This is a genomic window from Paenibacillus naphthalenovorans, assembly GCF_900099895.1.
Classification (GTDB): Bacteria; Bacillota; Bacilli; order Paenibacillales; family NBRC-103111; genus Paenibacillus_G; species Paenibacillus_G naphthalenovorans.
The window spans coordinates 50,307-60,678 of sequence record NZ_FNDY01000029.1 but is presented as its reverse complement, the minus strand read 5'-3'; the positions used below and the strand labels follow the sequence as shown (position 1 = coordinate 60,678).

Here is a 10,372-nt window from a genome sequence, read left to right as displayed (position 1 = left end):
CCCCTAGCGCTCGACTTGCATGTATTAGGCACGCCGCCAGCGTTCGTCCTGAGCCAGGATCAAACTCTCCAATAAAGAAAAGCTGATTAGCTCATTATCTACTACTGGTGAGAATCTTTCGATTCTCTATCTTTACACTCACTCGTTGTTCAGTTTTCAAAGGGCAATTTCACGACTAAAACCTTGCTGTACAAGCCTTTTAAAGCTTGTCGTTTATTGTCACCTCGTTTAGCGGCGACTTTTATAATATAACACATTCACCTATCCGATTGCAAGCTTTTTTTATTTTTTTGTTGGAACAGCTTGTTCGGTATAACGAGAACGAGTAATAAAATATCACATCTCATCCTCTGAAGTCAAGTCATTTGATACCTATTTTATGATTACATACGATTTTAATGATACATGCGATTCCTGGCATACCTCGAAATTTCTTTAGGAGAGGCTAATCGCGCATACATACGAAAGATTACTTTATATCTGGATTCAATCGCTTTTTTAATATCCGTATCGATTCTTTGATCATTCAAATCAAAAAGCATTTCGTCCAGTTCCTTACGCAGAACATAATTCAACTCTTTGCATTCCCGTTCATTGAATAAGAAACCCAACATGCGGCAGCGTTAACCCCTCTCGACTTAAAATTCAGGAAACACAAACAAGACGGCAGCAGAAGTACGCAATGAACCTGAAAGGCCGGACTCCCACTGCATACCGTGACCTCCAAAACATCTTGCTCGTTTTATTGTTATGCACAGTTTTTGGAATATTTATGAGCGGACACACATTGTATTTATACCTGTACAAGCCACAACGTGAATGTACTTTCGATTAATGCGGCGACGAACAATACAATAACAAGCATCACGCTAATCGGAACTAACGCTTTGACGAATGCACGAAGTTGTTCTCTTGCTTGCAGGGAACGTGAAGGACTGAAGATCGACAGGAACATTTTGAGCAACAGCATTCCAAGCCGGAGCCCTAAAGCACATGCAATAATAATAGCGGGAAGCTCCAAAATCCCGTGCGGAACAATCGCCTTGATTACAAAGAGCCAGGATTCTTTTTGTCCCGCCGCTACAGCTACATAGCCGAGTACAAGTCCATTTACAATCAGAAAAAATAAAGGGAATATTCCAAAAAGTACGCCCATGACTATGACAAGCAGCGATTTGGATGCATTATTCCAAAAGATCAACCAAAACAACGACCACTGCTGATTCGGTTTCTCCGCTAACGTGTCTGTAATTCGTTTCAACGCTTCCAATTGAGTGTTAATAAAGGCTTGAAATTGTTCCGAGTACAAAGCACCCATCAGCATCCCTGCCAGAAACACCAGAACGGAAGCTATAAAATAATGCTTCATTAATTTTAATTGTTCTACGGCATGATTCCATTTCATCTGTGATCCCTCCGTATTTAAGCATAAGTTATTGGTACGAGCATACATTGTTACTAATACTTGATTAAACAAGCCTTTTCGATTCGAGGATGAGCAAAGGAGGCCAAGCATGTGAATTATTTTTATGTCTTCAGCGGCAAAAAGATAAAACAAGCGCTGATCATTACGGTTGCGATCCTGTTCGCTGCCGGTATTATTTACTCGGAAAGTGAGAATGTTTCCGTGTTTTCACAAAAGCCATCCGCCGTGTACAGCGTAGTAACCGACAAAAAAGTCGTGGCGCTGACCTTCGATATTAGTTGGGGGGATAAACGGACCGAGCCTATTCTCAAAATACTGGAAGATAAAGGGGTTAAGAACGCCACTTTCTTCCTGTCTTCACCATGGAGCAAGGAACATCCGGAAATTGTCAATAAAATTGTGAAAGGCGGTTGGGAAATTGGCAGCCACGGGCATAAACACGTCAATTACAGCAGTTTGAACGATGAAGAGATCCGTGCACAAATTCGAACGGCACACCAGATATTGAGTGAAGTCACCGGCACCTCTCCTCAGCTGATTCGATTGCCGAACGGCGATTTCGATAAGCGCGTGCTCCGAATTGCTGAAGAATTGAACTATTCTGTCATCCAGTGGGATACCGATTCCATGGATTGGCAAAATCCAGGGGTAAACAACATCATCAACCGCGTAGTAAGCAAAGCTCATCCGGGAGATATCATACTGCTGCATGCCAGCGATTCCTCAAAGCAAACTCATGAGGCCCTACCGGTTATTATTGACCAGCTTCGAGAAAAGGGCTTTGAATTTGTCACGGTCAGCCAGCTCATGAAACTGGCGCAAGTGGATAACAAGCCACCGGTAGAGGATACCCTCCTGAAGCAAATTCATTAAAATAAAACTTACAAATAACATAAGAGCCGTTATAGCGGCTCTTTATTTGTTTGCAGTACTTTGGATAAAATTAAAATTTGCCATGCATTGCATGCAAACAGCGGAACCAACATAAATACCGTGGAGGCGGGATTATCCAAGCGAAGCGACGGAATGGCTTCAATCGCCGTGACCGCTATCATGAAAAACAACGTGGGAATCCAAGCGCTTTGATTCGTAAGCCTTGCCTTCCACCAAGATACAATCCCTGAGGCGATTGTAAGAATGACAGGGAACACCAAGTATCCCACCCATGCCGATTGCCCATCGCTTTGCGCATACCGCAAATACACCAAATCAAACAGTACAATCACAATGATGATGACTTGAAGCATATCCCAAGTCCATTTGCGGCGAAACATTCCCATAAACAGGTAGCGAATAATAAGATATGCAAAAAAGCCCATCTGGCTAAGAACGCTGATCGTAGCACCGCCAAGAAACATGGTTAACATACTGAATCCGATTTCTTTGCCGCCAAGAGCCACTTGCTGATCCGAAAATTGCAAAACAAGCCCTGTGACGATGGCAGTGACCGCTCCAACCAAAAGAGTGGTCCAAAACAGGTAAAACCATTTTCTTATTGTCACAACCGTTACCCTCCAATATGTCATCTCAACAGTTAATTGTACCAACCTTCACAATAAAAAGCTAACGACAATTGTGTTAATCCCGCCATCCGTTACAAATACTATGGCTAAAATAATAAGAAAGGAGCCCTGACTAATGATCGCTCGATGGATCCGTGTAGTTCCCGTTCTTTTGATCGTCGGCGTCTTAACGGCTTGCGGTTCCGAGATTCAAGCTTCATCCGGCAACGGCGGTGCTACCTATAAGGATACCAAATCCATGGTACTCGACATACTGAAGACCGAAGACGGTCGAAAGGCTATTCAGGAAGCTACAATTCAACAGAACAGCAAGCTTCAAATCCTTTCTGCAGGCGATACACAGCAATTGCAATTGGCTGTGAAAGATGTACTGGTCGATACGGAGAATAGCCAGTTTCTTCAAAAAATGATCACCGATCCAAGATTTGCCGGACAGTTTGCAAAAGCCATCGAAAAGAATATGAAGCAGCTTCAAAAAGATCTAATGAAGGATCCGGAATATCAAAAACAAATGATGGATGCCATGAAAAGCCCCGATTTTGAGAATTTGCTGCTGGAAACCATAAAAAGTACACCCTATCGAACTCAAATGAAAGCCGTCATTCAAGAGTCTCTTCAAAGTCCCTTGTTCCGTCTGGAATTGATGAATTTAATGAAAAAGGTTCTTCAGGAAGAATCTGCCCCTAAGCAAGGACAACAATCCTCAGGAGGCGGTGGAGGAAATAGTGATGGAGGAAGTCAACAGGGCGGTCAGCAAGGGAGCTAAAAAATGAAATAAAGACAGGCCTTGGTTTAGGCCTGTCTTGTTCCTTCTAACTGACGAATCACTTGCTCTGCCACATCTTTGTAGATTTGCCCGGTTTCGGTATCCGCTTTGTAAACCGAAGGCGAATAATCCGGCTCCGATACATGATTATCCGGTACGCCGAGCGGGATTTGGGCAAGGAGGCTTGTATGCAGCTCCTCTGCAAGTTTCGCTCCGCCGCCACGGCCGAAAACATAATCCTTATTTCCGCATTGACTGCAGGCATAATACGACATATTCTCAACCACACCGAGGATTTCATGATTGGTGTGGAGAGCCATCGCTCCTGCTCTGGCTGCTACGAATGCGGCAGTGGCATGAGGTGTTGTAACGATGATTTCTTTACTGTGAGGAATCATCTGGTGAACATCAAGAGCAACGTCTCCCGTACCTGGCGGCAAGTCGAGAAGAATATAATCCAGCTCTCCCCAATCGACCTCGCTAAAAAAGTTGCGAAGCATCTTGCCAAGCATTGGCCCGCGCCATATGACCGGCGTATTCTCTTCCACAAAGAAGCCCATCGAAATGACTTTCACCCCGAAACGCTCAACTGGAGCAATACGGTTCTCCACAGCCTGAGGCCGCTCTTCGATTCCCATCATGTCAGGGACACTGAAGCCGTAGATATCGGCATCCACCAACCCGACCTTCTTGCCAAGTCTCGCTAATGCAACAGCCAGGTTCACCGTAACGGTCGATTTGCCAACACCGCCTTTACCGCTTGCAACGGCGATAAATTTCACACCCGATTGCGGGTCCAACACGTTCACGCCAGCCTTGGCAGCACCGGGAGCGGCCGCTTGCGACCCAGCCGCAACGCCCGTCTGCTGAACTTTGCGTGCCGCTTCGCTGCGTTCGAAATCGGAAAGCGGACGAAAACGGAGGTGCACCTGCTCCGTACCGATTTTTTTGAAAGCCGCCGTAATTTCTTGCTGCAGCCGCTGCTTATTTTCATCACTTTCATTGGAAAGCAAGACCGTAGCGGACACATGGTTTCCCTTGATCATGACATCTCGGACAAAATTCAAATCGGCTAAACTTATGCCATATTCAGGATCCTTCAACTGGCTCAATGAAGCCAGCAACTGTTCTTTGGTTACCACATCGTCACCTCGGCCGTTAATTATGATGTACGTTATTGCTTATTATACCACAAAATCAATCCGATCCCACTTTTTCCCCGGAATAGTAGCGCAGTATCCCTTGATAGATGGCGGCAGCCACTTTTTTCTGATACGCCGGATCTCTCAACAAAGCCGCTTCCGCAGGGTTGGACAAGAACCCCACCTCCACTAAAGCACTGGGCATCTGGAGTGTTTTCAGTAAATAAATCTCTTTATCTGCTTGCTTCGCCACCCGATCGGTATTCTTCAAGTTTTTCTTCATTTCGTCTTGAATTAAGGCAGCCAATGCAGCATTATCCCTATGATTCGGGTAAAAAAACGTTTGCGCACCTGACCATTTGGCCGACGGTATGCTGTTTAAGTGAATGCTTAAAAATAAGTCCGTCTTTGACTGTGAGATAAACTCCGCCCGTTTCAACAGGTCCTCCGTTTTGCGGCGGCTGTAGCCTCTGGTCGACGGATCCGCCAAATCCCTGTCATCCTCGCGTGTCATCACGACCAGCGCTCCCGCCTGCTGCAAATAATCCCGCAAATACTTGGCGATGGCCAGATTCACGTCCTTTTCATCCAGTCCGTCTTTACTGCGGGCTCCCCCATCCGGTCCGCCGTGCCCTGCATCCAAAGCTATGATCTTACCTGAAAGAGGCATTGTCCAGTAGGTCCATGTTTTGGTCGAAGGAAGCTCATATGTCAACATGAATAGCATAAGAGCGACCAATATGGCGGACATGACAATTTTGATTCCGCTGTGCATGGTCAGCCAGATCACAACCCTCTTTCTTCTTCGGAACATGAAAAATCCACCTCGCATCCCATAGACTCACTTTCATCTTATGGGACGAGGTGGACAATTAGACCAGCCGCTTATACCTGATATTCAGGCTCTTTCATACCTTCTATGAGCACTTCCGCCACTTCCGGACGGGTGAATTGCGGGGGAGGGCATTGACCTTCGCGCAGCAGCGCACGTACCTTTGTTCCCGACAAATGAAGGTGGTCTTCCTTGCCGTGCGGGCAAGTTTTGCTCGAGGCCATATTGCCGCATTTGGTGCAGAAAAAGCTGTGTTCGAAGAACAATGGTGTAATGCCGAGCTCTTCAGCCGTGAAGTTGCTGAAAATTTCCTGCGCTTCATAAGTACCGTAATAATCACCTACACCTGCATGATCGCGCCCTACGATGAAATGCGTGCAGCCGTAGTTTTTGCGGACTATCGCATGGAAAATGGCTTCACGAGGTCCCGCATAACGCATAGCGGCAGGGAACACGCCCAAAAAGACACGATCCTTCGGATAGTAGTTGTCAAGCAGTACAAGGTAACTGCGCATCCGTACGTCAGCCGAAATATCATCAGATTTGGTTTCGCCGACAAGAGGATTCAAGAACAGCGCATCCACGATTTCCATCGCGCTTTTTTGGATATATTCGTGGGCACGGTGAACCGGATTACGCGTTTGAAAGCCTACTACCGTCTTCCATCCCTTGTCAGAAAAGATTTTGCGAGTCTCAGCCGGATCAAAATAAAACTCCTCGAACTTCTCCGGCTTCGGACGGTTCAGAACCTGTACGGGTCCTCCGACATAAGTGGCAGGCTTCGTATACAGCTTTTGCACACCCGGATGCTCCGTATCGTCGGTTTTAAAAACCTTGACGGCTTCATGCTTCTGGTCTACCTGATAGATGCTCTCCACTCGGATAATGCCGTAAATGACGCCATCCTTCTCTCCAACAAGCGCGGCCTCCTGGCCTGGCTCCAGATCTTTCGCGACCTCGTCTTCAACACCCAGTGTAATCGGCAGGCTCCATACCGTTCCGTCAGCGAGCCTCATTCGTTCTACGACGGAATGGTAATCCTGTTTACCCATAAACCCTGTCAATGGGGAAAATGCGCCTACGCCGATCAAATCCAGATCTGAAATCGTCCACGCATTGATTCTTAGCGGAAACAAGTCTTTGGCATGCTCCAGCAGTCGATCTCTTTGCTCTCCCTCTACAATACGGTTAATTAATGTTCCTCCGTGCGGCCGAATGGTTTCTCCCATTTTTTACGTTCCTCCTATGTCCGAGAATTCTGTTTTATTTATGAAGTCCGCATTCCGTCTTCTCAAAGCCCGCCCAGCGACCAGCTCTCGGGTCTTCACCTGGTGCTACCGGACGTGTGCAGTGCTCGCATCCGATACTTGGGTAGTTGCGGTCATGCAGCGGGTTATAAATAATATTGTTGTTCCGGATATAATTCCATACATCCTCGGATGTCCAGCTTGCCAGCGGGTTGAATTTGACCAGTCCGAACTTCACATCGTACTCTACTTTTTTGGCGTTGGCACGTGTAGGAGCTTGATCACGGCGAATTCCCGTAATCCATGCATCATAATTTTTAAGTATATCGGTGAGCGGATCCACCTTACGAATATTGCAGCATTGCGTCGGATCGCTCTTCCACAATTCTTCGCCGTATTGCTGCGCTTGCTCTTCCAGGGTGAGCTTTGGAAGTACTTGTACAAATTCTACGCCATAACGCTGCTGCAGACGGTCACGGGTCTCATACGTTTCTTTAAAATGCACATTCGTATCAAGATAGAAAATATCGGTTTTCGGACTAATCTTTTGGAGCAGGTCGACAAGTACGACATCTTCCGCCCCGAAACTACAGGCAAGCGTAATATTCGGGAATCTTTCCACCGCAAAGGCTAAAAGTTCCTCAGGGCTCTTGTTCTCATATTCTTCAGCGGCTTGACGAATGAGTTCTTCTTTTTCAAATAAATTCATAATATAAGTACCTCCTATAAAATAATTCCGAGTATGTTAATGCGCTTTATTGTATTTGAATTTTATTATAACTCTTCATGACTTTTTGTCAAATTAAATTTTTCTTTACGATGGGCGTTTATCCTATTTTATTGCCTTATGACCTTTTCGGTGAAAAGAAGTTTGAACCCATTGGTTGATTCAAGTACATTTAGAAGAGATTTCTATACTGGGAGGTATGATACGACTTGTCTTATGAAACCGTTGATTCTCTGGAGAAGTATTGGAGCTGGAGTTTTTGGGAGCCTAATCTGCTGCTGAATCGCTGCTGCTCTCTTTCCCAGATATGTGTTGTTTATTATCGCCGTCCTTATGTGTCTAAGTAATGTAGGTTTGGAAGTAGGCCCCATTATTGCCGGTGCCGGGGTGATCGGATTGGCCGTAGGCTTCGGTGCCCAGACTTTGGTGAAGGATTTGATTACCGGGTTTTTTATTATTTTTGAGGACCAATCAGACTCGGCGGTCATTGAAAAAGCCGTTCATGCTATTTCGACACGCCTTATCGCAACGATGCCGCAGATGTTCCTGTTAGATGACAAAGGTCAGGCCGTTGAGCAGCCGCAGCTATATGGTATTCCGGATGTAGAAAATAATGCTCTTGGAGCTAAATATACCGTTACAAGCTTGGTTAAAGACGATCACTATTGGACGGCATGCAAGGAGATCCGAAAGGCTCTCGTCAATGAATTGAAATTGTCCGGCATTCACATCTCCTATCCACGCCGCGTAGAGCGTAAAGATTGGGACTACGAGCCGAAACACAATCCGTCAACCGTCCACGACCGGTTAACCGGATATTTATCATCATACAAAAAACCTCTCCGTGAAATGGAGAGGTTTTTCTTACAACGATAAATATTAACGTTTCGAGAATTGAGGAGCGCGACGAGCAGCTTTCAAGCCGTATTTCTTACGCTCTTTCATCCGTGGGTCACGAGTCAGGAAGCCAGCTTTTTTCAAAGTACCGCGATATTCGGGGTCCACTTTGAGCAGGGCACGGGAAATACCGTGACGGATGGCTCCGGCTTGTCCGGAAATACCGCCGCCATGCGCCAATACCAATACATCATACTTGTTCAATGTATCCGTTAGGTTCAGAGGCTGCTTTACGATCAGTTTCAATGTCTCCAAACCAAAGTAATCGTCCAAATTACGCTTATTAATAATGATACGGCCTTCACCCGGTACCAAGCGTACGCGTGCTACCGAATGCTTACGACGGCCGGTGCCATAATATTGTACTTGTGCCACAAGACAGTCCTCCCTTTATTAACCGCGAAGTTCCCAAACTTCAGGTTGTTGTGCTTGATGCGGATGCTCCGAACCGGCATATACTTTAAGCTTCAGCTTAATACGGTTGCCCAAACGATTCTTCGGAAGCATACCGTGAATTGCCAATTCCAGCATACGCTCCGGTTTGTTCTTCAGCATATCTCCAGCGGTAGTTACTTTCAAACCGCCTGGATACAAGGAGTGACGGTAGTACTTTTTATTTTGCAGTTTCTTACCTGTCAGGTTGATTTTCTCTGCATTGATGATAATGACGAAATCGCCGGTGTCAACATGCGGAGTGAATTGAGGCTTATGCTTGCCGCGCAGGATACTTGCCGCTTCGCTGGCCAGACGTCCAAGCGTCTTGTCCGTAGCGTCGATGATGTACCATTTGCGTTCAACTTCATTTGGCTTCGCCATATATGTGGTACGCATGAAATGTTCCTCCTAAATCTATCTTCATCACATTCGTTTTAATGTTCATAGGTTTAATAGTCGGATGGTCGTTTGCATGACCCGGGGCCGTGGGTTAGCCAGTCAAGAAACACCATTAGATATTTTACTACATTTAGCTGCAGTAATCAAGGCCGCAATGGCTCTTCACCATAAAAAACTTTCCATAACATCAAACCGTGCGGCATTGCAGTGGGTCCTGCCAATGAACGATCTTTGGCCTCCAGGATGCTTCGAATCTCAGAGCTTGACCGTTTGCCTTCTCCGATATCGATGAGCGTTCCTACGATAATTCGTACCATGTTGTACAAAAAACCATTACCGGTCAAATAGATATGCATAGCGAATGACTGCAGCTCCGTATCCATCGGCTCACATTCGATCCAGGCATCATAAATCGTCCTGACATGGCTTTGAGCCACCGTTTTAGTTGAACAAAAAGAAGTAAAATCATGTTCCCCTATCAACTGCTTTAAGCCGTCACGCATCGATTCGACACAGAGGGGGGCCGGATGATGTACCTCAAAGTGACTCCTGAATATATCGATATATTTGCCGCAGCGTATCGTATATCGATATGTCTTTCGCTTTGCCGATTTCCTGGCGTGAAACCCATCCTCTACCTGCTTTGCATCCCATACAAGGATATCCCGCGGAAGCCATGAATTCATCGCAAGGCAAAAGCGTTCAACGGGTATGCGGGAATGAGTATGGAAATTAATGACTTGACCCTTTGCATGAACCCCTGCATCCGTCCGGCCTGATGCGATAATTTTCAGTTCCTCGCCTGTCAATCGCAGCAATGCATGCTCAAGCTGGTCCTGAACCGTATTTTTCCCCGGCTGCGTTTGAAATCCATTGTACGCGGTACCGTCATAGCTGACGGTCATGCAAATGTTCCTCACGGCCAAGCCTCCCGTGCGTATTTCCGTTCACCGTTACCTGACTACAAAAAAAAGGGTT

The 10,372-nt window shown here is 46.1% G+C and carries 12 protein-coding genes, 1 rRNA gene and 1 pseudogene; 3 read left to right on the top strand and 11 right to left on the bottom strand.

The window, feature by feature from the left end:
• From BLT35_RS20795 to BLT35_RS20785, 3 genes are all read right to left on the bottom strand, one after another.
• Positions 1–75: ribosomal RNA gene (locus tag BLT35_RS20795) — 16S ribosomal RNA — on the bottom strand; the annotation flags it as partial.
• Positions 76–395: 320 nt separating this feature from the next.
• Positions 396–614, bottom strand: a complete 219-nt coding sequence (locus tag BLT35_RS27660) for a hypothetical protein (protein WP_074729647.1) — start codon at positions 612–614, stop codon at positions 396–398.
• Positions 615–793: 179 nt separating this feature from the next.
• Positions 794–1,405 carry a stage II sporulation protein M gene (locus BLT35_RS20785; protein ID WP_074729646.1) on the bottom strand — a complete coding sequence of 204 codons (612 nt, stop codon included), beginning with the start codon at positions 1,403–1,405 and terminating at the stop codon, positions 794–796.
• A 111-nt stretch (positions 1,406–1,516) separates the two neighbouring features.
• Here BLT35_RS20785 and pdaB point away from each other — a divergent pair, with 111 nt between their 5' ends.
• A complete protein-coding gene (pdaB, locus tag BLT35_RS20780) occupies positions 1,517–2,299 on the top strand; it encodes a polysaccharide deacetylase family sporulation protein PdaB (RefSeq protein WP_074729645.1) in 783 nt (260 codons plus the stop codon).
• A 29-nt stretch (positions 2,300–2,328) separates the two neighbouring features.
• Here pdaB and BLT35_RS20775 read toward each other — a convergent pair whose 3' ends face one another.
• Positions 2,329–2,928 (bottom strand): KinB-signaling pathway activation protein, encoded by a 600-nt coding sequence (locus BLT35_RS20775; protein WP_074729644.1) that lies wholly within the window; start codon positions 2,926–2,928, stop codon positions 2,329–2,331.
• A 172-nt stretch (positions 2,929–3,100) separates the two neighbouring features.
• On the opposite strand from BLT35_RS20775, the gene gerD reads away from it, so the two are divergent.
• Positions 3,101–3,715, top strand: a complete 615-nt coding sequence (gene gerD, locus BLT35_RS20770; RefSeq protein WP_254777635.1) for a spore germination lipoprotein GerD — start codon at positions 3,101–3,103, stop codon at positions 3,713–3,715.
• A gap of 26 nt (positions 3,716–3,741) precedes the next feature.
• Here the strand turns inward: gerD and salA are convergent, their stop codons facing one another.
• The 4 genes from salA to BLT35_RS20750 all read right to left on the bottom strand — a co-directional run bounded on the left by salA (position 3,742) and on the right by BLT35_RS20750 (position 7,645).
• Positions 3,742–4,857, bottom strand: a complete 1,116-nt coding sequence (gene salA / locus BLT35_RS20765; protein ID WP_062410388.1) for an iron-sulfur carrier protein/transcriptional regulator SalA — start codon at positions 4,855–4,857, stop codon at positions 3,742–3,744.
• A gap of 55 nt (positions 4,858–4,912) precedes the next feature.
• Positions 4,913–5,671, bottom strand: coding sequence for an N-acetylmuramoyl-L-alanine amidase CwlD (gene cwlD, locus BLT35_RS20760; protein ID WP_062410387.1), 759 nt, complete (start codon positions 5,669–5,671; stop codon positions 4,913–4,915).
• 71 nt (positions 5,672–5,742) lie between these two features.
• Positions 5,743–6,918: a sulfate adenylyltransferase gene (gene sat / locus BLT35_RS20755; RefSeq protein WP_074729643.1), complete on the bottom strand. Its 1,176-nt coding sequence runs from the start codon at positions 6,916–6,918 to the stop codon at positions 5,743–5,745.
• A gap of 34 nt (positions 6,919–6,952) precedes the next feature.
• Positions 6,953–7,645 (bottom strand): phosphoadenylyl-sulfate reductase, encoded by a 693-nt coding sequence (locus BLT35_RS20750; RefSeq protein WP_074729642.1) that lies wholly within the window; start codon positions 7,643–7,645, stop codon positions 6,953–6,955.
• Positions 7,646–7,969: 324 nt separating this feature from the next.
• On the opposite strand from BLT35_RS20750, the pseudogene BLT35_RS27965 reads away from it, so the two are divergent.
• Positions 7,970–8,539, top strand: a pseudogene (locus BLT35_RS27965) (mechanosensitive ion channel family protein); the annotation flags it as partial.
• Positions 8,540–8,542: 3 nt separating this feature from the next.
• Here BLT35_RS27965 and rpsI read toward each other — a convergent pair.
• The 3 genes from rpsI to truA all read right to left on the bottom strand — a co-directional run bounded on the left by rpsI (position 8,543) and on the right by truA (position 10,314).
• A complete protein-coding gene (gene rpsI / locus BLT35_RS20740; protein ID WP_062410383.1) occupies positions 8,543–8,935 on the bottom strand; it encodes a 30S ribosomal protein S9 in 393 nt (130 codons plus the stop codon).
• A gap of 18 nt (positions 8,936–8,953) precedes the next feature.
• Entirely contained in the window at positions 8,954–9,391 is a 438-nt protein-coding gene (rplM, locus tag BLT35_RS20735) for a 50S ribosomal protein L13 (RefSeq protein WP_054818733.1), read from the bottom strand.
• Positions 9,392–9,537: 146 nt separating this feature from the next.
• Positions 9,538–10,314: a tRNA pseudouridine(38-40) synthase TruA gene (gene truA, locus BLT35_RS20730; RefSeq protein ID WP_062410382.1), complete on the bottom strand. Its 777-nt coding sequence runs from the start codon at positions 10,312–10,314 to the stop codon at positions 9,538–9,540.
• Between the last annotated feature and the right edge of the window lie 58 nt (positions 10,315–10,372).

Bases quoted from the DNA above. Each gene is read 5' to 3' on its own strand.
- rplM (WP_054818733.1), bottom strand. From the start codon at position 9,391: ATGCGTACCACATATATGGCGAAGCCAAATGAAGTTGAACGCAAATGG.
- cwlD (WP_062410387.1), bottom strand. From the start codon at position 5,671: ATGTTCCGAAGAAGAAAGAGGGTTGTGATCTGGCTGACCATGCACAGC.
- sat (WP_074729643.1), bottom strand. From the start codon at position 6,918: ATGGGAGAAACCATTCGGCCGCACGGAGGAACATTAATTAACCGTATT.
- BLT35_RS20750 (WP_074729642.1), bottom strand. From the start codon at position 7,645: ATGAATTTATTTGAAAAAGAAGAACTCATTCGTCAAGCCGCTGAAGAA.
- BLT35_RS27660 (WP_074729647.1), bottom strand. From the start codon at position 614: ATGTTGGGTTTCTTATTCAATGAACGGGAATGCAAAGAGTTGAATTAT.
- BLT35_RS20785 (WP_074729646.1), bottom strand. From the start codon at position 1,405: ATGAAATGGAATCATGCCGTAGAACAATTAAAATTAATGAAGCATTAT.